The organism is Mycobacterium sp. GA-2829, from assembly GCF_001499965.1.
GTDB lineage: Bacteria > Actinomycetota > Actinomycetes > Mycobacteriales > Mycobacteriaceae > Mycobacterium.
The window spans coordinates 1-22,136 of sequence record NZ_LQIT01000018.1; the positions used below are offsets into that span (position 1 = coordinate 1).

At 68.5% G+C, this 22,136-nt stretch carries 23 protein-coding genes; 20 read left to right on the forward strand and 3 right to left on the reverse strand.

From position 1 onward, the window contains the following. Positions 1-134 precede the first annotated feature (134 nt). The 18 genes from AU194_RS12650 to AU194_RS32215 all read left to right on the forward strand — a co-directional run bounded on the left by AU194_RS12650 (position 135) and on the right by AU194_RS32215 (position 17,694). Positions 135-524, forward strand: coding sequence for a nuclear transport factor 2 family protein (locus AU194_RS12650; RefSeq protein WP_059089605.1), 390 nt, complete (start codon positions 135-137; stop codon positions 522-524). A gap of 66 nt (positions 525-590) precedes the next feature. Further along, positions 591-992: a response regulator transcription factor gene (locus AU194_RS12655; RefSeq protein WP_059089606.1), complete on the forward strand. Its 402-nt coding sequence runs from the start codon at positions 591-593 to the stop codon at positions 990-992. A gap of 169 nt (positions 993-1,161) precedes the next feature. After that, positions 1,162-1,536 (forward strand): NADH-quinone oxidoreductase subunit A, encoded by a 375-nt coding sequence (locus AU194_RS12660; protein ID WP_059089607.1) that lies wholly within the window; start codon positions 1,162-1,164, stop codon positions 1,534-1,536. Continuing rightward, complete coding sequence (locus AU194_RS12665; protein ID WP_059089608.1) at positions 1,527-2,081, forward strand: NADH-quinone oxidoreductase subunit B family protein; 555 nt, start codon at positions 1,527-1,529, stop codon at positions 2,079-2,081. The genes AU194_RS12660 and AU194_RS12665 overlap by 10 nt, the downstream gene beginning before the upstream one ends. Next, positions 2,078-2,773, forward strand: coding sequence for an NADH-quinone oxidoreductase subunit C (locus AU194_RS12670; RefSeq protein ID WP_059089609.1), 696 nt, complete (start codon positions 2,078-2,080; stop codon positions 2,771-2,773). The genes AU194_RS12665 and AU194_RS12670 overlap by 4 nt, the downstream gene beginning before the upstream one ends. After that, positions 2,773-4,110 (forward strand): NADH dehydrogenase (quinone) subunit D, encoded by a 1,338-nt coding sequence (gene nuoD / locus AU194_RS12675; RefSeq protein ID WP_059089610.1) that lies wholly within the window; start codon positions 2,773-2,775, stop codon positions 4,108-4,110. Before AU194_RS12670 ends, nuoD begins: the two co-directional genes overlap by 1 nt. Beyond that, positions 4,111-4,956, forward strand: coding sequence for an NADH-quinone oxidoreductase subunit NuoE (nuoE, locus tag AU194_RS12680; protein ID WP_059089611.1), 846 nt, complete (start codon positions 4,111-4,113; stop codon positions 4,954-4,956). Further along, on the forward strand, positions 4,953-6,269 hold the full coding sequence (gene nuoF / locus AU194_RS12685) for an NADH-quinone oxidoreductase subunit NuoF (RefSeq protein WP_059089612.1): 1,317 nt from the start codon (positions 4,953-4,955) through the stop codon (positions 6,267-6,269). The genes nuoE and nuoF overlap by 4 nt, the downstream gene beginning before the upstream one ends. A 91-nt stretch (positions 6,270-6,360) precedes the next feature. Continuing rightward, on the forward strand, positions 6,361-8,748 hold the full coding sequence (locus tag AU194_RS12690; protein ID WP_059089613.1) for an NADH-quinone oxidoreductase subunit G: 2,388 nt from the start codon (positions 6,361-6,363) through the stop codon (positions 8,746-8,748). A gap of 44 nt (positions 8,749-8,792) precedes the next feature. Continuing rightward, a complete protein-coding gene (gene nuoH / locus AU194_RS12695; protein ID WP_369804105.1) occupies positions 8,793-9,980 on the forward strand; it encodes an NADH-quinone oxidoreductase subunit NuoH in 1,188 nt (395 codons plus the stop codon). After that, positions 9,973-10,497, forward strand: coding sequence for an NADH-quinone oxidoreductase subunit NuoI (gene nuoI / locus AU194_RS12700; protein ID WP_059089615.1), 525 nt, complete (start codon positions 9,973-9,975; stop codon positions 10,495-10,497). The genes nuoH and nuoI overlap by 8 nt, the downstream gene beginning before the upstream one ends. Then, positions 10,494-11,261: an NADH-quinone oxidoreductase subunit J gene (locus tag AU194_RS12705; protein ID WP_059089616.1), complete on the forward strand. Its 768-nt coding sequence runs from the start codon at positions 10,494-10,496 to the stop codon at positions 11,259-11,261. Before nuoI ends, AU194_RS12705 begins: the two co-directional genes overlap by 4 nt. Further along, positions 11,258-11,557, forward strand: coding sequence for an NADH-quinone oxidoreductase subunit NuoK (nuoK, locus tag AU194_RS12710; RefSeq protein WP_059089617.1), 300 nt, complete (start codon positions 11,258-11,260; stop codon positions 11,555-11,557). Before AU194_RS12705 ends, nuoK begins: the two co-directional genes overlap by 4 nt. 7 nt (positions 11,558-11,564) lie before the next feature. Then, positions 11,565-13,472, forward strand: coding sequence for an NADH-quinone oxidoreductase subunit L (nuoL, locus tag AU194_RS12715; protein ID WP_059089618.1), 1,908 nt, complete (start codon positions 11,565-11,567; stop codon positions 13,470-13,472). Continuing rightward, complete coding sequence (locus tag AU194_RS12720) at positions 13,466-15,037, forward strand: NADH-quinone oxidoreductase subunit M (RefSeq protein ID WP_059089619.1); 1,572 nt, start codon at positions 13,466-13,468, stop codon at positions 15,035-15,037. The genes nuoL and AU194_RS12720 overlap by 7 nt, the downstream gene beginning before the upstream one ends. Before the next feature lie 38 nt (positions 15,038-15,075). After that, a complete protein-coding gene (gene nuoN / locus AU194_RS12725; protein ID WP_059089678.1) occupies positions 15,076-16,602 on the forward strand; it encodes an NADH-quinone oxidoreductase subunit NuoN in 1,527 nt (508 codons plus the stop codon). Between the two features lie 9 nt (positions 16,603-16,611). Then, positions 16,612-17,382 (forward strand): enoyl-CoA hydratase, encoded by a 771-nt coding sequence (locus AU194_RS12730; RefSeq protein ID WP_059089620.1) that lies wholly within the window; start codon positions 16,612-16,614, stop codon positions 17,380-17,382. A gap of 168 nt (positions 17,383-17,550) precedes the next feature. Further along, positions 17,551-17,694: a hypothetical protein gene (locus AU194_RS32215; protein ID WP_197417610.1), complete on the forward strand. Its 144-nt coding sequence runs from the start codon at positions 17,551-17,553 to the stop codon at positions 17,692-17,694. Between the two features lie 59 nt (positions 17,695-17,753). On the opposite strand, the gene AU194_RS12735 is transcribed toward AU194_RS32215, so the two are convergent. Genes AU194_RS12735 through AU194_RS12745 form a run of 3 tightly spaced genes read right to left on the reverse strand, consistent with a single transcriptional unit; the run spans position 17,754 to position 19,826 of the window. Further along, the gene (locus AU194_RS12735) at positions 17,754-18,536 is read right to left on the reverse strand and encodes an ABC transporter ATP-binding protein (RefSeq protein WP_059089621.1); all 783 of its coding nucleotides are present in this window, start codon (positions 18,534-18,536) and stop codon (positions 17,754-17,756) included. Next, the gene (locus AU194_RS12740) at positions 18,533-19,219 is read right to left on the reverse strand and encodes a PIG-L deacetylase family protein (protein WP_059089679.1); all 687 of its coding nucleotides are present in this window, start codon (positions 19,217-19,219) and stop codon (positions 18,533-18,535) included. Before AU194_RS12740 ends, AU194_RS12735 begins: the two co-directional genes overlap by 4 nt. A gap of 4 nt (positions 19,220-19,223) precedes the next feature. Then, positions 19,224-19,826: a TetR/AcrR family transcriptional regulator gene (locus tag AU194_RS12745; protein ID WP_059089622.1), complete on the reverse strand. Its 603-nt coding sequence runs from the start codon at positions 19,824-19,826 to the stop codon at positions 19,224-19,226. Positions 19,827-19,869: 43 nt separating this feature from the next. Here AU194_RS12745 and AU194_RS12750 point away from each other — a divergent pair, with 43 nt between their 5' ends. Both AU194_RS12750 and AU194_RS12755 read left to right on the forward strand, forming a co-directional pair. Then, entirely contained in the window at positions 19,870-20,988 is a 1,119-nt protein-coding gene (locus AU194_RS12750) for a phosphotransferase family protein (protein WP_059089623.1), read from the forward strand. Beyond that, positions 20,988-22,127 (forward strand): hypothetical protein, encoded by a 1,140-nt coding sequence (locus AU194_RS12755; protein ID WP_059089624.1) that lies wholly within the window; start codon positions 20,988-20,990, stop codon positions 22,125-22,127. The genes AU194_RS12750 and AU194_RS12755 overlap by 1 nt, the downstream gene beginning before the upstream one ends. Positions 22,128-22,136: the final 9 nt, after the last annotated feature.

Consider the following 22,136-nt stretch of genomic DNA (forward strand, 5'->3'; position numbering starts at 1 on the left):
ACCCGCCGAAACACTCGACGCACTACTGTGCGACCCACTCAATCCACCCGCTGTTGCATAGACGCCTTGAACCCAAGGGCCGGGAGCGTGAGACAACCCGACACTCGGCGACGGAAAGTGGGAAAGTATCGCCCGTGACCAATCAGTTCGAGCAGGTGGCCGACCGCCTGTTCGCGACCATCGCGCGCGGCGACAACGCCGGTGTGGCGGCCCTATGGGCGCCGGAGGTGCTGGTCTGGCACACCGGGGACCCGCGGGACAACGAGCGCGCCCGCGCGCTGCGGGTCATCGACTGGTTCATCGGGCACACCACCGAGCGGCGCTACGAGATCCTCGACCGGCGCCTGTTCGCCGACGGTTTCGTCCAGCAGCACATCCTGCACGCCACCGGGACCAACGGGAACACGATCGCGATGCGGGTCTGCATCGTGATCATCGTGCGCACCGACGGGCTGATCACCCGGATCGACGAGTACTTCGATCCGGCGGATATGGCACCCCTGCTGGCCGACACGCCCGAGTAGGACGGCGTTCCAGACAAATTCGCGGACTCCGCCGTCGACACCCGCGCGGCCGATAACATCGGCCCTATGGCGGCTCCCGACCGATCGCTGCGGCTCCTGGTCTACAGCGACAACCCGCGGACCCGGGAGGCGGTGCGGCTGGCGCTCGGCAAGCGGGTGCACCCCGAGCTGCCGGAGCTCGACTACCTCGAAGTGGCTACCGCCCCGATGGTGATCAAGCAGCTCGACGCAGGCGGTTTCGACCTGGCCATTCTCGACGGCGAAGCCACACCGGCGGGCGGTATGGGCCTGGCCAAGCAGATCAAGGACGAGATCTCCGACCCACCGCCCATCGTGGTGTTGACCGGCAGGCCCGATGACGCCTGGCTGGCCTCGTGGTCGCGCGCGGAGGCCGCCGTCCCGCATCCGATCGATCCGATCCGGCTGGGCGAGGCGGTGGTTCCCCTGCTGCGCCACGCTGCTCAGTAGCAAGCCCCAAAAAGACTGGCGCGCTTCGGCATTCACCCATGCCGGGCCGCGCCGACGCCGTGCGCCGCACTGGTGGACGATACTAACCAAAAGATGTGGCGCAGATCCCAAACATGGCTAGGCTGTGGGTTAGCTCACATGGACAGCCCCAGAGGGAGCGATGGCCGGTATGGACCTGTACACGCCGATCTTGGTACTCGGCGCCATCGCCGCGGTGTTCGCGGTGGTGTCGGTGGTGATCGCCGGTGTCATCGGACCGACCCGCTACAACCGGGCGAAACTCGAGGCCTACGAGTGCGGGATCGAACCGCTCTCGCCCACGGGCGCCAACGCCCAGGCCACCGGCCAGCGGTTCCCGATCAAGTACTACCTCACCGCGATGCTGTTCATCGTCTTCGACATCGAGATCGTCTTCCTCTACCCGTGGGCGGTCGCCTTCGACAGCCTCGGCTTGTTCGCGCTGGTGGAGATGCTGCTGTTCATGCTCACCGTGTTCGTGGCCTACGCCTACGTATGGCGCCGGGGAGGGCTCAATTGGGATTAGAGGAACGCCTGCCGGGCGGCATACTGCTGTCGACGGTCGAGAAGGTCGCGGGCTACGTCCGCAGCGGTTCGCTGTGGCCGGCGACGTTCGGCCTGGCCTGCTGCGCGATCGAGATGATGTCCACAGCGGGCCCGCGGTTCGACATCTCGCGCTTCGGGATGGAGCGCTTCTCGGCGACGCCCCGGCAGGCAGACCTGATGATCGTCGCGGGCCGGGTCAGCCAGAAGATGGCGCCGGTGCTGCGGCAGATCTACGACCAGATGGCCGAACCGAAATGGGTGCTCGCCATGGGGGTCTGCGCATCCTCGGGCGGCATGTTCAACAACTACGCGATCGTGCAGGGGGTCGACCACGTCGTACCGGTGGACATCTACCTACCCGGCTGCCCGCCGCGGCCGGAGATGCTGTTGCACGCAATCATCAAGCTGCACGAGAAGATCCAGCAGATGCCGTTGGGTGTCAACCGCGACGAGGCGATCCGCGAAGCCGAACAGGCCGCACTGGCGGTGCCACCCACGATCGAGCTGAAGGGGCTGCTGCGGTGACCGAAACCGACCGCACCGCAGGCCACGGCACCGGCGACCCGGAGATCATCGGGGTGCGGCGGGGCATGTTCGGCGTCAGGGACTCCGGTGACACCTCCGGGTACGGCAGGTTGATCCGCCCGGTCGCCCTGCCCGGCAGCTCACCACGGCCCTACGGCGGATACTTCGACACCGTCGTCGACGCCCTCGCCGAGGCATTGGGGCCGCAGGGGTACGACGCCTCGATCGAACGGGTCGTCGTCTATCGCGACGAACTGACCCTGGAGATCGCCCGCACCCAACTACCCGTCGTCGCCGAGACGTTACGCGACGACGCCGCACTGCGTTTCGAACTCTGCCTGGGGATCAGCGGGGTGCACTACCCGGGCGACACCGGACGGGAACTACACGCCGTCTACCCGCTGATGTCCATCACCCACAATCGGCGCATCCGGCTGGAAGTCGCTGCGCCCGACGAGGATCCGCACATCCCCTCGTTGTTCTCGGTGTACCCGACCACCGACTGGCACGAGCGCGAGACCTACGACTTCTTCGGCATCGTATTCGACGGGCACCCGTCGCTCACCCGGATCGAGATGCCCGACGACTGGGTCGGGCACCCACAGCGCAAGGACTACCCGCTGGGCGGAATCCCCGTCGAGTACCACGGCGCCCGGATACCACCGCCCGACGAGCGGAGGGCCTACAACTGATGTCCAGACCCCCTGAACCGCCCGACGCGGGCGGTGCTGCGCGCAACGGCGATACCGTGGTCGTCGTCGGCGGTGAAGACTGGGAACAGGTGGTCGCCGCCGCCGAACAGGCGCAGGCCGGCGAGCGCATCGTGGTCAACATGGGTCCGCAGCACCCCTCGACGCACGGGGTGCTGCGGCTGATCCTCGAGATCGAGGGCGAGACCATCACCGAAGCCCGTTGCGGCATCGGTTATCTGCACACCGGGATCGAGAAGAACCTCGAGTACCGCAACTGGACTCAGGGCGTCACCTTCGTCACCCGGATGGATTACCTGTCCCCGTTCTTCAACGAGACCGCCTACTGCCTCGGCGTGGAGAAACTCCTCGGCATCACCGACGCGATCCCTGCGCGCGCCAACGTGATCCGGGTGATGATGATGGAACTCAACCGCATCTCCTCACATCTCGTCGCGCTCGCGACCGGCGGTATGGAACTCGGGGCGATGAGCGCGATGTTCTACGGCTTCCGGGAGCGCGAGGAGATCCTGTCGGTGTTCGAGCTGATCACCGGCCTGCGGATGAACCACGCCTACATCCGGCCCGGCGGATTGGCCGCCGACCTGCCCGACGGCGCCGTCGAACGCCTCCGCGACCTGCTGGCCCTGTTGCCGGGCCGGCTGCGCGATCTGGAGAACCTGCTCAACGAGAACTACATCTGGAAGGCCCGCACTCAGGGCATCGGATACCTCGATCTGGCCGGGTGCATGGCGCTCGGCATCACCGGCCCGATATTGCGCTCGACCGGGTTGCCCCACGACCTGCGCCGCGCCCAACCGTACTGCGGGTACGAGGACTACGACTTCGACGTCATCACCGACGACGGCTGTGATGCGTACGGCCGCTACATCATTCGTGTCAAGGAGATGCACGAGTCGCTCAAGATCGTCAGGCAGTGTGTCGAGCGCCTGGAACCGGGCCCGGTGATGATCGAGGACAAGAAGATGGCATGGCCTGCCGACCTCGCCCTCGGACCCGATGGTCTCGGCAACTCCCCCGAACACATCGCCCGGATCATGGGGCATTCGATGGAGGGGCTGATTCACCACTTCAAGCTGGTGACCGAAGGCATCCGGGTGCCCGCGGGCCAGGTGTACACCGCGGTCGAGTCGCCACGCGGCGAACTCGGGGTGCACATGGTCTCCGACGGCGGGACGCGCCCCTATCGGGTGCACTACCGCGATCCGTCGTTCACGAATCTGCAAGCGGTGGCGGCGATGTGCGAGGGCGGGATGGTCGCCGACGCGATCTCGGCGGTGGCGTCGATCGACCCGGTGATGGGCGGGGTGGACAGGTAGATGATCTTCCTCGAACTCGGCCAGCGGCCCGACGAGCAGGGACCGCCGATCCACGGGCCCGCGGCGTACCCGACCGATGTCGCGGAACGGCTCACCGCCGACGCCGATCGCATCATCGCCAAGTACCCGAACCAGCGCTCGGCGCTGCTCCCGCTGCTGCATCTGGTGCAGTCCGAGGACGGCTGCCTCACCTCGGCGGGAATCGCGTTCTGCGCCAAGCGGATGAACCTCACCGAGGCCGAGGTGACCGCGGTCGCGACGTTCTACTCGATGTACCGGCGCACCCCCACCGGCGACTACCTCGTCGGGGTCTGCACCAACACGCTCTGCGCGATCATGGGCGGCGACGAGATCCTCGACGCGCTGCAGGACCACCTCGGTGTCGCCGCCGGTCAGACCACCGAGGACGGCCGGATCACCCTGGAGCACATCGAATGCAACGCCGCCTGCGACTACGCGCCGGTGGTGATGGTGAACTGGGAGTTCTTCGACAACCAGACCCCCGCCTCCGCGCGCGACCTCGTCGACGAGTTGCGCGCCGGTGCTCCGGTGACGCCCAGCCGGGGTGCGCCGCTGTGCACGTTCCGGGAGACCGCCCGCATCCTCGCCGGGGTCGTCGACCCGCGTGGTGTCAGCGGCGGCAGCCCGGGAGACGCGACGTTGGCCGGACTGCGGGTGGCGCGGGCGAACGGAATGTCCGCCCCCGATAAAGAACGCGCAGAAGACACGGCGACACAACTGGATCCGGAGATCACCGAGGCGGCCGACTCCACCAGGGACGAACCGGCACCTGCCCCGTCGGAGACGGTTCCCCGGCCCGCCGACGGGAAGGGACCGGTCACATGACGCCGCTGACCCCGGTACTGAGTAGGTTCTGGGACGAACCGGAACCGTGGACGCTGGAGACCTACCGGCGCCACGACGGCTACCGCGCGCTCGACCGGGCCCTGGCGATGAGCCCGGACGACGTGATCGCCACCGTGAAGAACTCCGGGCTGCGTGGCCGCGGCGGCGCGGGTTTCCCCACCGGCACCAAGTGGTCCTTCATTCCGCAGGGGGACGACGGGCCCGGGGCCAAACCGCACTACCTGGTCGTGAACGCCGACGAATCCGAACCCGGTACGTGCAAAGACATCCCGCTGTTGCTGACCACCCCGCACTTCCTCGTCGAGGGGGTGATCATCGCCGCCTACGCGATCCGCGCCCACCACGCGTTCATTTACGTGCGCGGTGAGGTGGTGCCGGTGCTGCGCCGGCTGCAGGCCGCGGTCACCGAGGCCTACGAGGCCGGCTACCTCGGGACCGACATCGGCGGTTCAGGTTTCGACCTCGACCTGATCGTGCACGCCGGCGCGGGCGCGTACATCTGCGGTGAGGAGACCGCGCTGCTGGACTCGCTCGAGGGCCGCCGTGGCCAGCCCCGACTGCGCCCGCCGTTCCCCGCCGTCGCCGGGCTCTACGCCTGCCCCACGGTGGTCAACAACGTCGAGTCGATCGCGAGTGTGCCGCCGGTCCTGTTGAACGGCATCGACTGGTTCCGCTCGATGGGTTCGGAGAAATCTCCCGGCTTCACGCTGTATTCGTTGTCCGGGCACGTCACCCGACCCGGACAGTACGAGGCGCCGCTGGGTATCACGCTGCGCGAACTGCTCGACTACGCCGGTGGCGTGCGGGCCGGCCACGAGCTGAAGTTCTGGACGCCCGGTGGCTCGTCGACGCCGCTGCTCACCGGTGAACACCTCGACGTGCCACTGGATTACGAGGGTATGGCCTCGGTGGGGTCGATGCTCGGCACCAAGGCGTTGCAGATCTTCGACGAGACCACCTGCGTGGTGCGCGCCGTGCGCCGGTGGACACAGTTCTACGCGCACGAGTCCTGCGGGAAGTGCACACCCTGCCGGGAGGGCACCTATTGGCTCGCCCAGATCTACGCCCGCCTGGAGAGCGGCGAGGCCACCGAGGCCGACGTCGACAAGCTGCTCGACATCTCCGACACCATCCTCGGCAAGTCGTTCTGCGCGCTGGGTGACGGCGCGGCGAGCCCGATCATCTCGTCGATCAAGTACTTCCGTGACGAGTACCTCGGCCATCTCGGGGGCGGCTGCCCGTTCGATCCGCACGCCGCGACGCTGATGGCGGGACGAGAGGTGGGGGTATGACGCAGATTCACCCGCGCGAGCAGACACAGATTCGCACGATCGGGCCGCTGTTCACCCGAATTTGTGTCTGCTCGCGCGAAGGGGGCCGGGTATGACGCAGACCGCCGAACCCGACCGCGACGCACCGCCGGTCGAGATGGTCGAGCTGACCATCGACGGTGTCGCCGTCAGTGTGCCGAAGGGCACGTTGGTGATCCGCGCCGCCGAACTGATCGGCGTCCAAATCCCCCGGTTCTGCGACCATCCGCTGCTCGACCCGGTCGGTGCGTGCAGGCAGTGCCTCGTCGAGGTGGAGGGGCAGCGCAAACCGATGGCCTCCTGCACCACCACCGTGACCCCGGACATGGTGGTGCACACGCAGTTCAGTTCCGAGGCCGCCGACAAGGCCCAGCGCGGCGTGATGGAACTGCTGCTGATCAACCACCCGCTCGACTGCCCGGTCTGCGACAAAGGCGGCGAGTGCCCGCTGCAGAACCAGGCGATGTCCAACGGCCGCGCGGAGACGCGGTTCACCGACGTCAAACGCACGTTCCCGAAACCGATCAACATCAGCGCCCAGGTGCTGCTGGACCGGGAACGCTGTGTGCTCTGCGCGCGGTGCACGCGGTTCTCCCAGCAGATCGCGGGCGACCCGTTCATCGAACTGCTGGAACGTGGTGCGCTGCAACAGGTGGGCATCGCCAACGGGGAGCCGTTCCAGTCCTATTTCTCCGGCAACACGGTGCAGATCTGCCCGGTCGGCGCGCTGACCGGAACCGCGTACCGGTTCCGGGCGCGGCCCTTCGATCTGGTGTCCACGCCCAGTGTGTGTGAGCACTGCGCGTCGGGGTGCGCCCAGCGCACCGACCACCGCCGCGGAAAGGTCATGCGCCGCTTGGCCGGTGACGATCCGCAGGTCAACGAGGAGTGGAACTGCGACAAGGGTCGCTGGGCGTTCACCTATACGGGCGTGGGTGACCGCATCGACACCCCGATGATCCGTGAGAACGGGGCGTTGCGGCCAGCGTCCTGGTCGGAGGCGATCGCGGTCGCCGCCGCCGGGTTGTTCCGCGCCGAAGGCAGGGCCGGTGTCGTCGTCGGCGGCCGGGCGACCGTCGAGGACGCCTACGCGTACGCGAAGTTCACACGAATGGTGCTCGGCACCAACGACGTCGACTTCCGCGTCCGCCCGCACAGCGCCGAGGAGGCCGACTTCCTCACCACCCACGTGGCCGCCCGCCCCATGGCGGTGACGTACTCCGACCTGGAGAACGCGCCCGCGGTGCTGCTGGCCGGGTTCGAACCCGAGGACGAATCCCCGATCGTGTTCCTGCGGTTGCGCAAAGCCGCACGCAAGCGCGGACTGCAAGTGCTCTCGATCGCCCCGTTCGCCAGTCGCGGCCTGACCAAACTCGGTGGCCGCCTGGTGCCCGCGGTGCCGGGCGGTGAAGCCGCCGCCCTCGACGGGCTGGTCGACGAAACGCTGATGCGACTGCCCGGCTCGGTCATCCTCGTCGGGGAACGCCTGGCCACCGCACCGGGCGCGCTGACCGCGGCCGCCCGGCTCGCCGCAGCCACCGGTGCGCGGCTGGCCTGGATCCCACGACGCGCCGGTGAACGCGGCGCGGTTGCCGCGGGTGCCCTACCCACCCTGCTGCCCGGCGGCCGCCCCGTCGCCGACGACGCGGCCCGTGCGCACCTGGCGGACGCCTGGCACATCGACGAGCTGCCGCAGAATCCCGGACGCGACACCGGCGCGATCCTCGACGCCGCACGCTCCGGGGCGCTCGACGCCCTGATCCTGGGCGGGGTCGAGGTCGGCGACCTGCCGGACACCGATGCCGCCCTCGCCGCGCTGATGGCGGCGCCCTTCGTCATGAGCCTCGAGATCCGGCACAGCGACGTCACCGCACACGCCGACGTGGTGTTCCCGGTCGCGCCGGTGGCCGAGAAGGCGGGCGCCTTCCTCAACTGGGAGGGCCGCCTGCGGTCCTTCCCGACGGCGTTGCGTACCAATGCCGTTCCCGATCTGCGGGTGCTCAACATCCTCGCCGACGAGATGGGTGTCCACCTCGGGCTCCCCGACGCACAGGCCGCGGGCGAGGAACTCGGCCGGCTGGGGTGGTTCGACGGTGCGGCGCCGCCACTCGAGCACGGCGCGGCCGCGCCCCCGGCCGTCGGCCCCGGGCAGGCGGTGTTGGCGGGGTGGCGCATGCTGTTGGACCTGGCGCGGATGCAGGACGGTGAACCGTATCTGGCGGGCACCGCACCACAACCGGTGGCCCGGTTGTCGGCGGCCACCGCGGGCGGTATCGGTGCGGGCGACGGTGACCTCGTCACCGTCAGCACCCCCCGCGGGCAGGTCACGCTGCCGCTGGTCGTCACCGACATGGCCGACGGCGTCGTCTGGTTACCGCTGAACTCCCCCGGCTCGCAGGTACACCGCCAACTCGGGGTGACCACCGGAGCCGTCGTCGACATCGGGCGGGCCGCACAGTGACCCATCCCGATCCCACCCTGTTCGGCCACGACCCGTGGTGGCTCATGCTCGCCAAGGCCGTCGCCATCTTCGCGTTCCTGGTGCTCACGGTGCTGGCCGCGATCCTCATCGAACGAAAGGTGCTGGGCCGCATGCAGATGCGGTTCGGTCCCAACCGGGTCGGACCCAAGGGTCTGCTGCAGTCGCTGGCCGACGGCATCAAGCTCGCGCTCAAGGAGGGGCTCACCCCCGCCGGTGTCGACCGGCCGATCTACCTGCTGGCGCCGGTGATCTCGGTCATCCCCGCCTTCCTGGCGTTCGCGGTGATCCCGATGGGCGGCGAGGTCTCGGTGTTCGGGCACCGCACCGCACTGCAACTCACCGACCTCGCGGTGGCGGTGCTCTACATTCTCGCGGTCACCTCGGTGGGCGTGTACGGCATCGTGCTCGCCGGATGGGCGTCGGGTTCGACGTACCCGCTCCTCGGCGGTCTCCGGTCCAGCGCGCAGGTGGTGTCCTACGAGATCGCGATGGCGTTGTCGTTCGCGACGGTGTTCCTCTACGCGGGCACCATGTCCACCTCCGGCATCGTCGCCGCGCAGGACCACACCTGGTACGTGTTCCTGCTGTTGCCGTCGTTCCTGGTGTACGCGACGTCGATGGTCGGCGAGACCAACCGGGCGCCGTTCGACCTGCCCGAGGCCGAAGGTGAACTGGTCGGCGGATTCCACACCGAGTACTCGTCGCTGAAGTTCGCGATGTTCATGCTCGCCGAGTACGTCAACATGACCACCGTCTCGGCGCTGGCGACCACGATGTTCCTCGGCGGCTGGCATGCGCCGTGGCCGATCAGCCTGTGGGACGGCGCCAACACCGGTTGGTGGCCGCTGTTGTGGTTCACCGCGAAGGTGTGGGCGTTCCTGTTCGTCTACATCTGGCTGCGGGGCACGCTGCCGCGTTTGCGGTACGACCAGTTCATGGCGCTCGGCTGGAAGCTGCTGATCCCGGTGTCGTTGGCGTGGATCATGATCGTGGCCACCGCGCACGCGCTGCGCGCCGCCGGCCACGGCGGATGGGCCGTCGGGGTGCTGATCGCCGGGACGCTGCTGACCTTCGCCCTCGCCGCGATCCTGTGGCGCAGCATGCGGTTCCGCCGCGAACGCAGCCCCGCCGCGGACGCGGCGGACGAGAGCTTCCCCACCCCGCCCATGCCCGACCGCGGGGCCGTCACCAGGGAGACGACAGATGCCTAAGCTGTGGGACGCCGTCGCCGGCTTCGCCGTCACGTTCGGCTCGATGTTCAAGAAGCCGATCACCGAGGAGTATCCGGAGAAACCGGGGCCGGTCGCTCCCCGCTATCACGGCCGCCACCAACTCAACCGCTACCCCGACGGGCTCGAGAAGTGCATCGGCTGCGAACTGTGCGCGTGGGCGTGCCCGGCCGACGCCATCTACGTCGAGGGCGCCGACAACACCGAGGCGGAGCGCTACTCCCCCGGTGAACGTTACGGCCGCGTCTACCAGATCAATTACCTGCGCTGCATCGGCTGCGGGTTGTGCATCGAGGCGTGCCCGACGCGCGCGCTGACGATGACCAACGAGTACGAGATGGCCGACGACAACCGCGCCGACCTGATCTGGGGTAAGGACAAACTGCTCGCCCCGCTGCGCGACGGGATGCTGCCGCCGCCGCATCCGATGGCGCCCGGCGCCACCGACGACGACTACTACCTCGGCCGGGTGGGGCCGGTGACCGAGGACGTGCGGTGACCCCGGACCTCGCGGTGCTCGCCGCCGACGGCGCGACCCACACCTCGACGAGCGAGGCCGTCGTGTTCTGGATCGTCGGCGGTATCGCGCTGCTCGGCGCGATCGGGGTGGTCGCGGCTCCCAAGGCGGTGTACTCCGCGATCTTCCTCGCGGGCACGATGATCGCGCTGGCGGTGCTCTACATCGCCCAGGAGGCGCTGTTCCTCGGGGTGGTGCAGGTGGTGGTCTACACCGGCGCGGTGATGATGCTGTTCCTGTTCGTGCTGATGCTCGTCGGGGTCGACTCGTCAGAGTCTCTGGTGGAAACCATTCGGGGACAACGCGTTGCCGCGATCGTGGTCGGGATCGGGTTCGGTGTGCTGCTGATCGCGGGTATCGGGACGGTGTCGACGGCCGGTTTCACCGGGCTGCCCGACGCCAACAGCGGCGGCAACGTCGAAGGTCTGGCGGAGTTGATCTTCACTCGCTACCTGTGGGCGTTCGAACTCACCGGCGCGCTGCTGATCACCGCCGCGCTCGGCGCCATGGTGCTCGCCCACCGCGAACGCTTCGAACACCGCAAGACCCAGCGCGAGTTGTCGATCGAACGTTTCCGCACCGGGGGGCACGCCACACCCAAGCCCAATCCCGGGGTGTACGCCCGGCACAACGCGGTCGACATGCCCGGCCGACTGCCCGACGGAAGCGGCGCCAGGTCGTCGGTCAGCACGATCCTGCATCCGCGTGACATGCCGCCGTCGCACAACGGGAGGAACGGCAGGTGAACCCCGACTACTACCTGTACTTGTCCGCGCTGCTGTTCACCGTCGGCGCGGCCGGGGTGCTGTTGCGGCGCAACGTGATCGTGGTGTTCATGTGTGTGGAGCTGATGCTCAACGCGGCGAACCTGGCCTTCGTGGCGTTCTCCCGCATGCACGGTCAACTCGACGGTCAGGTCGTGGCGTTCTTCACGATGGTGGTCGCGGCATGCGAGGTGGTGATCGGGTTGGCCATCATCATGACCATCTACCGGGCGCGCCGGTCGGCCTCGGTCGACGACGCCAACCTGTTGAGGCATTAGGGCGCCGATGACCGTGTGGCTGCTGATCGCGCTCCCCCTTGCCGGTGCGGGCGTCCTGCTGTTGGCTGGGCGCCGCACCGACCGGTGGGGCCATCGGCTCGGCACGGCGGCGGCGGTGGCGTCGTTCGTCGTGGGCGCGGTGCTGTTCGCCGCGATGGTGGGCCGTCCCGCCGAGGACCGCGCCTTGCACGAGACGCTGTTCTCCTGGGTGCCGGTCGGCGACCTGCGCGTCGACTTCGGCCTGCAGCTCGACCAGCTGTCGATGTGTTTCGTCCTGCTCATCACCGGAGTGGGCTCGCTGATCCACATCTACTCGATCGGCTACATGGCGCACGATCCCGGCCGCAGGAGGTTCTTCGCGTACCTCAACCTGTTCCTGGCCGCGATGCTGTTGCTGGTGCTCGCCGACAACTACCTCGGCCTCTACGTCGGCTGGGAGGGCGTCGGTCTGGCGTCGTACCTGCTGATCGGGTTCTGGTCGCACAAACCGTCGGCGGCGACGGCGGCGAAGAAGGCGTTCGTCGTCAACCGCGTGGGCGACATGGGGCTGGCGATCGCGTTGATGGTCATGTTCGCGACGGTCGGTTCGGTGTCGTTCGCCGGGGTCTTCGACGCCGCACCGCGACTCGGCGAGGGCACGCTCACCGCGATCGGTCTGCTGCTGCTGCTCGGTGCGTGCGGTAAGTCCGCGCAGGTACCGCTGCAGTCCTGGCTGGGCGACGCCATGGAGGGTCCGACGCCCGTCTCGGCGCTGATCCACGCCGCGACGATGGTCACCGCGGGCGTCTATCTGATCGTGCGGTCCGGCCCGGTGTTCGACCTCGCGCCGACCGCCCAGCTGGCCGTGGTGATCGTCGGCACCGTCACGCTGCTGTTCGGCGCGATCATCGGCTGCGCCAAGGACGACATCAAGAAGGCGCTCGCCGCGTCGACGATGAGCCAGATCGGGTACATGGTGCTCGCCGCGGGACTCGGACCCGCCGGGTACGCGTTCGCGATCATGCACCTGCTGACACACGGGTTTTTCAAGGCGGGTCTGTTCCTCGGCGCCGGATCGGTCATGCACGCCATGGACGACGAGGTGAACATGCGCCGCTACGGCGGGCTGCGCAAGGCGCTGCCGATCACGTTCGCGACCTTCGGCCTCGGCTATCTGGCGATCATCGGGGTCCCGCCGCTGGCGGGGTTCTTCTCCAAGGACGGCATCATCGAGGCCGCGCTCGGCGCGGGCGGTGTCAAGGGGTGGATCCTCGGCGGGGCCGCGATCCTCGGTGCCGGTATCACCGCCTTCTACATGACGCGGGTGATGCTGATGACGTTCTTCGGTGACAAGCGTTGGGCACCAACCGGGGCGAGCGAAGCGACGGGGGAGAAAACAGAGGCTCACCCTCACGAGGCGCCCGCCGTGATGACGGCTCCGATGATCGTGCTCGCGATCGGATCGGTCGCCTCGGGCGGACTGTTCGCGATCGGCGGCACGCTGTCGCACTGGCTCGAACCGGTCGTCGGCGCCCACGAGGAGGCCCACGCGGTGCCGGTGGTGGTGGCCACCATCATGATCCTGTCGGTCGTCGCGGTCGGCATCGCGATCGCCTACCGCATGTACGCGCGCCGCGAGGTGCCCGTCGAGGTTCCCGCGGGATCGGCGCTCACCGTCGCCGCGCGGCGCGACCTCTACGGTGACGCGTTCAACGAAGGCGTGTTCATGCGACCCGGTCAGGCGCTGACCGCGGCGGCGGTCCGTGTCGACGACACCGCGGTCGAGGGCGCGGCGACCGGCCTGGCCGCGTTGGTATCCGGAGCGTCGGGCGGGTTGCGCCGGTTGCAGACGGGGTTCGCCCGCTCGTATGCGCTCGGGATGCTTGGCGGCGCAGCCCTTCTCGTGGCGGCGATCCTGGTGGTGAACCTGTGGTGATCCCCTGGCTGAGCGTGTTGTGGGCGGCGCCGATCGTGGGCGCCGGCCTGGTGATGCTGATGCCCAGTCGCACCGCGGCGAAGTGGGTGGCGCTGGTGGTGTCGCTGCTCGCGTTGGCGGTCACCGCGGTGATCACGGTCGGCTTCGACCCGACCGGTGAGCAGTACCAATTCGTCGAATCCCGGCGCTGGATCCCGTCTTTCGGCACGGGATACATCCTCGGTGTCGACGGCATCGCCCTGGCACTGATCGTGCTGACCGCGGTCCTGGTCCCCCTGCTGATCATCGCCGGGTGGCACGACGCCGACGGCGCGCCGCAGCGCCGGTCGGTGCACACCTACCTGGCGCTGACGCTGGTCGTCGAGGGCATGGTGTTCATGTCGCTGGTCGCCCTCGACGTGCTGCTGTTCTACGTGTTCTTCGAGGCCATGTTGATCCCGATGTACTTCCTCATCGGCGGTTTCGGCATGGGAGCAGCGCAGGATCGTTCCAAGGCGGCGGTGAAGTTCCTGCTGTACAACCTGTTCGGCGGGCTCATCATGCTGGCCGCGGTGATCGGGTTGTACGTCACCACCGCGGGCAGCGCCGCGTTCGAGGCGGGCACCTTCGATTTCCGCGCGATCGTCAGTGCGGTGGCCGCCGGGGATTTCGTGGTCGACCCCGCGGTGGTCAATCTGCTGTTCCTCGGGTTCATGTTCGCATTCGCGGTGAAGGCCCCGCTGTGGCCGCTGCACCGCTGGCTGCCCGACGCCGCCGTCGAGGCCACCCCCGCCAGCGCGGTGCTGATGATGGCGGTGATGGACAAGGTCGGCACGTTCGGCATGCTGCGCTACTGCCTGCAGTTGTTCCCCGACGCCGCAACGCTGTTCCGCCCGGTGATAATCACGCTGGCGGTGGTCGGAATCGTGTACGGCGCGGTGGTCGCGATCGGCCAGACCGACGTGATGCGGCTGATCGCCTACACGTCGATCTCCCACTTCGGGTTCATCATCCTCGGCATCTTCGTCATGACCAGTCAGGGGCAGTCGGGCTCGGCGCTGTACATGGTCAACCACGGCATCTCGACGGCGGCGCTGTTCCTCATCGCCGGATTCCTCGTCTCGCGGCGGGGATCGCGGCTCATCGCCTCCTACGGCGGGGTGCAAAAAGTCGCGCCGGTGCTGGCGGGCACATTCCTCGTCGCGGGTCTGGCGACCCTGTCGCTCCCGGGTCTGGCGCCATTCATCAGCGAATTCCTGGTGCTGATCGGCACATTCACCCGCTATCCTGTGCTCGCCGTGCTGGCGGCCACCGCACTGGTGCTCTCGGCGGTCTACGTGCTGTGGATGTACCAGCGGATCATGACCGGTCCCCTGCCCGACGACCTCGCCGACGGCAACGAGAAGCTGCGCGACCTCGTGCCGCGGGAACTGGCCGTCGTCGCCCCGCTCATCCTGCTGCTGCTCGTCCTCGGGATCTATCCGAAACCGGCGCTCGACGTCATCGACCCCGCCGTCGGGCACACGCTGACGACCATCGACCAGCGCGATCCGGCGCCCACGTTCGCAGAGGGGAGCGGTCCGTGATCCCCACGCCGACCGTCGAATACGGCCTGCTCTCGCCCATGCTGATCGTCGTGGGCGCCGCCGTCGTCGGGGTGGTCCTCGAGGCGTTCCTCCCCCGTGGCCGCCGCTACGCCGCCCAGCTCACCCTGGCTCTCGGCGCCACGGTGGCCGCCCTCGTCGCGGTCGCCGTGCTCGGCAGGCAGCTGTCGGGCGAGGTGGGCAGGCCGGCCGTGATGGGGGCGGTGGTGATCGACCGGCCCGCCCTGTTCCTGCAGGGCACCGTTCTGCTCGTCGCTGTCCTCGGCATCCTGCTCATCGCCGAACGGCAGAGTGTTCGTGAAACCGTGGGCGCCGCAGCGGGACTGGACGGTTTCACCCCGCAGGCCTCGGCGGTGCCGGGCAGCGTCGCCGAACGGGTCGCCGCACGCGCCGGCGCGGTGCAGACCGAGGTCTTCCCGCTGACCATGTTCGCGGTCGGCGGGATGCTGCTGTTCCCGGCCGCCGACGACCTGCTCACGATGTTCATCGCGCTCGAGGTACTGTCGCTGCCGCTGTATCTGCTGTGCGGGCTGGCCCGTCGCCGCCGCCTGCTGTCGCAGGAGGCCGCCCTCAAGTACTTCCTGCTCGGGGCGTTCTCGTCGGCGTTCTTCCTGTACGGCGTCGCGATGCTGTACGGCTACGCGGGCACCCTCGACCTGCGCGGGATCGCCGCTGTCGTCGCCGAGGGCACCGGGAAGACGTCGCTGGCGCTGACCGGCACCGGCCTGGTCCTGGTTGGGCTGCTGTTCAAAGTCGGGGCGGCGCCGTTCCATTCGTGGATCCCCGACGTCTACCAGGGCGCGCCCACGCCGGTCACCGCGTTCATGGCGGCCGCGACGAAGATCGCGGCGTTCGGTGCGCTGCTGCGGATCTTCTACGTCGCGGTGCCCGAACTGCGCGCCGACTGGCGGCCGGTGCTGTGGGCGGTGGCGATCCTCACCATGGTCGTCGGCACGGTGACGGCGGTGACGCAGACCGATGTCAAACGCATGCTCGCGTATTCGGCGATCGCGCACTCCGGGTTCATCCTCACCGGTGTCATCGCCGAGAACCGGCCAGGGTTGTCGTCGACGCTGTTCTACCTGTTCGCCTACGGGTTCTCCACCGTCGGGGCGTTCGCGGTCGTCGGGTTGGTGCGTGACGCCGACGGGCAGGAGGAGACGGCGATGGCCCGGTGGGCCGGGCTCGGCAGGCGCAATCCGCTTGTCGGCGCGGTCTTCTCGTTGTTCCTGCTGGCATTCGCGGGAATCCCGCTCACCAGCGGTTTCGTCAGCAAGTTCGCGGTGTTCAAGGCCGCCGGTGAAGGTGGCGCGATCCCGCTGGTCGTGGTCGGCGTGGTCGCCAGCGCGATCGCCGCGTACTTCTACGTCCGGGTGATCGTGCTGATGTTCTTCACCGAACCGCCGCCGGACGCTCCGCAGGTGGTCACCCCGAGTTGGCTGACCACCGCGGCGGTGACGGTGACGGCGGCGGTGACGCTCGCACTCGGCGCGCTACCGCAGCCCCTGCTCGACCTGGCGAACCTCTCGGATCAGTTCCTGCGCTAGCTTGCGTCCATGACACTCGTCCTTACCTCCGACATCGACCACGTGCGGCTGCTGACCATGAACCGGCCCCAGGCGCGAAACGCGCTCAGCCGCGACCTGATCCGCACCCTGTACGCCGCGCTGTCGGAGGCCGACGACGACGAGTCGGTGCGCGCAGTGGTGCTCACCGGCGCGGACCCGGCGTTCTGCGCCGGGGTGGACCTCAAGGAAGCCGCGCGCGACGGCACCGAGTACTTCGCGGAGTTCCGGTCGCAGAGCTGCATCAGCCGGACCGCCGAGATGCGCACCCCGATCATCGGCGCGATCAACGGCGCGGTGTTCACCGGCGGGTTGGAGATGGCCCTGGGTTGTGACTTCCTGATCGCCTCGCAGCGGGCGGTGTTCGCCGACACCCACGCCCGCGTCGGTATCCTGCCCGGCGGCGGGATGACGGCGCGGCTGCCGCAGGTGGTCGGCGCGGCGATGGCGCGCCGGCTGTCGATGACCGGTGAGGTGGTCGACGCGGCCCGCGCGGAGCGGATCGGTCTGGTCACCGAGGTAGTGGCCCACGAGCGGCTGCTTGACCGGGCGATCGAACTGGCCGCGCAGATCGCCGAGGTGTCCGCCGACACGATGGCCGGGCTCAAGGAGATCTACACGCGCGGAACCGATTCCGTCATCTCCCCCGCCCTGGCGGCCGAACAGGACATCGCCGGTGCCCAGGCCCGCGACTTCGCCGGTCTGTCAACCCGTTTCGACAGCGTCACCGCCCGCAACCGGGCACAGATCGCATCCGACTGACGAACGCTACGCATCGCGTGTCGCCAATCTCACACCGAGAAATTTGATCGCCGAGGAAATTCCGGCCACGATTGAAGGCGTTCCTCCAAGCGGGTGATCCCCGACGAGAGGTGCACCACACAATGGCGACCCCGAGATCCGGGGTGCCCGATGCGGAGTTGAGAAGTCATGTCTATCAAAGAGTTCTATGCGTCCAGGAAGCATGCCGCGAACCGGCGACGGCTGTACGCACGGATCGATTCGCTGCCCGAGTCGACCATTCGCGACGAGCTGCTGATCATCGCGCAGCGGCACGAGCTCGCGTCTCACTGACGCGATGCCCCATCACAGCGCCGACAGCCGCGAGGCTGTCGGCGCTCGGCGCATTCGGCCTAGGCCGCCTGTGCGAACCACCGACCGTTGCTCATCGCGATGCTGATCGGATGGTCGAAGCACGCGCTGATCGCCGCCGAGGTCAGCACGTCGGCCGCCTCGCCCTGGGCCACGATCCGCCCCTCCCGCAACAGCAACGCATGCGACGTCGTCGCCGGGATCTCCTCGATGTGATGAGTGACCAGCACGGTCGCCAACCCCGGATCCGAATCGCGCAACCCGTCCATGGCGGCCAGAAGTTGTTCGCGCGCAGCAAGATCCAGCCCGGTGGCCGGTTCATCGAGGATGAGCAGATGCGGCTCGCCGATCAACGCGCGAGCGATCAGCGTGCGGCCCCGCTCCCCCTGCGACATCACCTGCCACCGCGCCTGCGCACGGTCGGCCAGACCGAGCGATGCGATCAGCTCGTCGGCGCGCCGAACCTCGTCGGCGCTGGGCGACCAGCGCGGCACGAACTCCGGGGTGTTCGTCAGACCGGTCAGGACCACCTCGCGCGCGGTCAACGGGGCGTCGACGCGGTGCCGCGGGTTGACGTGCCCGATGTGGGTGCGCAGTTCGCGCATGTCGACCCGGCCGAGCCGGTGACCGAGCACGTCGACCGTTCCGGTGGTCGGATGGGCGGTCGCCCCGAAGAGGTTGAGCAGCGTGCTCTTCCCCGCGCCGTTGGGGCCGAGCACCACCCAACTCTGCCCGGCCTCGACGGTCACCGACACGTCGGCGAGGAGGTGGCGGCCGCCCCGGACGAAGCCGATGTCCCGGACCTGCAGCACGGTCGGGGTCACGCGCCGGCCCCGCCGCGGGTGAGGATGAACTCCACGGTCGGGCGTCCCCCGAACTCCGCGCGCCCGGCGGTGGTCTGCTCCACCTGCCGACGCGCCTGCTCACGGACCGGTGTCGCGGGATCGAGCACCGACAGGTAGCGCTCGTGGGCGGCCAACGACTGCTCGGCCACCTCGACGAAACCGTCGACGACGTCACCGTGGGTGCCATCCGGACCATTTTCGAACAACCAGCGCGGCGGATTCACCAGCGCATCGTAGGCGGCGGTCACGGCGGCGGCGAATTCCATGTGGTCGCGCTGGTTCGGCGCGCCGGGCGCCCATTCGGGCCCGCTGAAGATGGTGATGACCAGCTCCGGTGCCACCTCTTCGATCGCCTCGACGATCCGGGCCCGCAGCTGTGGGCTGTCGCGGATGTGGCCGTCCGGAACGTCCCAGAAGGTGACGTCCTCGACGCCGACAATCGCGGCCGACCGAATCTGCTCGCGCTCGCGCAGCGGCCCGGCTTCCTCGCGCGCCAGCCCCGCGATACCGGCCTCCCCTCGGGACGCGAGCGCGTAGTGCACGCGCCTGCCCAGCGAGGTCCATTTCGCCACCGCCGCGCCGATGCCGTACTCGGGGTCGTCGGGATGTGGGACGAGGACCAGCGCGGTGTGCCAGTCGGTGGGGAAAGGCTGCAACGTCACCACTTCATGCCACCACGCCGCGGGTGACGATCGCGCTGGTCCTCTCCACCCAGTCGTCGTCGAGCCCACCGTCGCCGCTCAGCAGCAGGCCCAGCATGGTGGCGCCGCCGATCACCTCGATGAGCCGGTCCGGGTCCACGTCACCGTGCACCTCGCCGCGCGCGATCGCGTCGGAGAGTCGCGTGCGGACCGTGGCGAACAGATCGGTGAACCGTGACATCACCCGCGCGCTGAGTGCTCCGTCGTGGGCCATGTCGGCGATGAGGCCGGGCAGGGCCGCCCGGACCACGGGGCTGGTGAAGATGTCGCGGGTGGCGCCGATCATCGCGCGCACGTCGGCGCCGATGTCGCCGGCGGGTGCGGTCAGCGCCGTCGGTGCGGCGGGAAACGCCGCCTCGTGCACCAATTCGGCCTTGCTCGACCACCGGCGGTAGATCGCGGTTTTCGTGGTGCCCGCCCGCTCGGCGACCGCGGCCATGGTGAAGTTCGAATAACCGATTTCCACAAGCAGATCCGCGGCGGCGCGCAGTATGGCAGCGTCGAGACGTGGATCCCGGGGACGTCCCGCGGTCTGGACCTTGTCAACTGCGGACGGGTCTGATTTCATAACGCTACTCAGAGTATCGTAATTAGGCCGGAGGACGAATTCCATGGCACACGAACCGGCTGTCGAAGATGTCAGCCGCCTGCAGCGCGCGAGCCGCGACGTCACCACGCTGCCCGGCATCATGTCGCAGTGGCTCGCCACGCAGCTGCCGGACGGGCAGGCACCGAAGGTGCTCGTCGAAAGCGGTATCGACGCCAACGGGATGTCTTCGGAGACAATCATTCTCACCGTCCGCGGACCGATCGACGAGCGCTTCGTCGCGCGGGTCGCCCCCGCGGCGGAGGACGTCCCGGTGTTCTCCGAGTACCGACTGGACCACCAGTTCGAGGTCATTCGACTCGTGGCGGAGAAGACCGACGTGCCGGTTCCGCGGGTGCGGTGGCTCGAGCCGACCGGCGCGGTGCTCGGTACCCCGTTCTTCCTGATGGACCACGTCGACGGTGTGGTGCCGCCCGATGTCATGCCGTACACGTTCGGCGGCAACTGGTTCTACGACGCGCCCGCCGAGCGGCAGAAGGAACTGCAGGACAGCACCGTCGAGGTGTTGGCCAAACTGCACTCCATCCCCGACCCGCACGACACCTTCGGCTTCCTCGCCACCGGTTCCGGGGACACCGCACTGCGGCGGAACCTGAACTGGCTCAAGGCCTGGTACGAATTCGCGGTACCCGACATCGGCCGCTCGGAGCTCGTCGAGAAGGCGCTGCAGTGGCTGGAAGCGCACTGGCCTGCCGACGTCGCCGCGACCGATCCGGTGCTGGTGTGGGGTGACGCACGGATCGGCAACGTGCTCTACCAAGACTTCCGGCCCGCGGCGGTGCTGGACTGGGAGATGGCCACCCTCGGGCCGCGGGAGATGGATGCGGCGTGGATGGTCTTCGCGCACAACGTGTTCCAGGAACTCACCGGGCTCGCGGGCCTGGAGGGCATGCCGCATTTCATGCGCGAGGAGGACGTCAAGGCCACCTACGCCGCGCTGACCGGGGTGCAGTTGGGTGACCTGCACTGGTTCTACGTCTACTCCGGGGTGATCTGGGCGTGCGTGTTCATGCGCACCAGCGCCCGACGGGTGCGGTTCGGTGAGATCGAACCGCCGACCGACGTGGAATCGCTGTTCTACCACGGTGCCCTGCTGCGCCGCCTGATCGGAGAGGACGCCTGATGCTCGGACCGATGGACGAGTTCCCGGTTCACCAGATCCCGCAGCCGATCGCCTGGCCGGGCTCGTCGGACCGCAACTTCTACGACCGCTCGTACTTCAACGCCCATGACCGCAGCGGGGACATCTTCCTCATCACCGGGATCGGCTACTACCCGAACCTGGGCGTCAAGGACGCGTTCGTGCTGGTGTCGCGGCGCGGCGAAGGTGAGCGCGGGTTGTTGGGCGATACGCACACCGCCGTGCACCTCTCCGACGGCATCGATCAGGACCGGCTCCACCAACACGTGGGCAACTACCGCGTCGAGGTCACCGAGCCGCTGCGCAAACTGCGGATCGTCATGGACGAAACCGAGGGCGTGGCAGTCGATCTCACGTGGGAGGGGTTGTTCGATGTGGTGCAGGAACAGCCCCACATCATGCGCACCGGGAACCGGGTCACCCTCGACGCGCAACGGTTCGCGCAGGTGGGTGCGTGGAGCGGGCGGATACTGATCGACGGGGACGAGATCGCCGTCGACCCGCAGACCTGGATCGGCACGAGGGACCGGTCATGGGGTATCCGGCCGATCGGTGAGGCCGAGCCGGCAGGCCGCCCCGCCGATCCGCCATTCGAGGGGATGTGGTGGCTGTACGTCCCGATGGCGTTCGACGACTTCGCGATCGTGTTGATCATCCAGGAGGATCCCAGCGGGTTCCGGTCGCTCAACGACTGCACGCGGGTGTGGCGCGACGGGCGGGTCGAGCAGCTGGGGTGGCCGCGGGTGAAGATCCACTACACCTCGGGCACGCGAATCCCTTACGGCGCCACCATCGAGGCGACCGCCGGGGACGGCACGCCGTTGCGGTTCGACGTCGAGTCGAGGCTGCCGGTGCCGATCCACATCGGCGGCGGGTACGGCGGCGACGCCGACTGGCTGCACGGGGTGTGGAAGGGCGAGAAGTTCACCGAGCGGCTCGATTACGACTTGAGTGACCCGGCGGTGTCGGGGCGCGCGATGTTCGGGGTGATCGACCATGTGGGCCGGGCGACGTGCGAGGTGGACGGTTGCACCGTGGAGGGGTGGGGGCTGTTCGAGCACGGTGCGTTGGGCCGACACGATCCGTCGGGCTTCGCGGACTGGCTCACCCTGGCGCCCTAGCGAACCCCG

Bases quoted from the DNA above. Each gene is read 5' to 3' on its own strand.
- AU194_RS12655 (WP_059089606.1), top strand. From the start codon at position 591: ATGGCGGCTCCCGACCGATCGCTGCGGCTCCTGGTCTACAGCGACAAC.
- AU194_RS12660 (WP_059089607.1), top strand. From the start codon at position 1,162: ATGGACCTGTACACGCCGATCTTGGTACTCGGCGCCATCGCCGCGGTG.
- nuoD (WP_059089610.1), top strand. From the start codon at position 2,773: ATGTCCAGACCCCCTGAACCGCCCGACGCGGGCGGTGCTGCGCGCAAC.
- nuoE (WP_059089611.1), top strand. From the start codon at position 4,111: ATGATCTTCCTCGAACTCGGCCAGCGGCCCGACGAGCAGGGACCGCCG.
- nuoF (WP_059089612.1), top strand. From the start codon at position 4,953: ATGACGCCGCTGACCCCGGTACTGAGTAGGTTCTGGGACGAACCGGAA.
- AU194_RS12690 (WP_059089613.1), top strand. From the start codon at position 6,361: ATGACGCAGACCGCCGAACCCGACCGCGACGCACCGCCGGTCGAGATG.
- nuoH (WP_369804105.1), top strand. From the start codon at position 8,793: ATGCTCGCCAAGGCCGTCGCCATCTTCGCGTTCCTGGTGCTCACGGTG.
- nuoI (WP_059089615.1), top strand. From the start codon at position 9,973: ATGCCTAAGCTGTGGGACGCCGTCGCCGGCTTCGCCGTCACGTTCGGC.
- nuoL (WP_059089618.1), top strand. From the start codon at position 11,565: ATGACCGTGTGGCTGCTGATCGCGCTCCCCCTTGCCGGTGCGGGCGTC.
- nuoN (WP_059089678.1), top strand. From the start codon at position 15,076: ATGCTGATCGTCGTGGGCGCCGCCGTCGTCGGGGTGGTCCTCGAGGCG.
- AU194_RS12730 (WP_059089620.1), top strand. From the start codon at position 16,612: ATGACACTCGTCCTTACCTCCGACATCGACCACGTGCGGCTGCTGACC.
- AU194_RS32215 (WP_197417610.1), top strand. From the start codon at position 17,551: ATGTCTATCAAAGAGTTCTATGCGTCCAGGAAGCATGCCGCGAACCGG.
- AU194_RS12745 (WP_059089622.1), bottom strand. From the start codon at position 19,826: ATGAAATCAGACCCGTCCGCAGTTGACAAGGTCCAGACCGCGGGACGT.
- AU194_RS12750 (WP_059089623.1), top strand. From the start codon at position 19,870: ATGGCACACGAACCGGCTGTCGAAGATGTCAGCCGCCTGCAGCGCGCG.
- AU194_RS12755 (WP_059089624.1), top strand. From the start codon at position 20,988: ATGCTCGGACCGATGGACGAGTTCCCGGTTCACCAGATCCCGCAGCCG.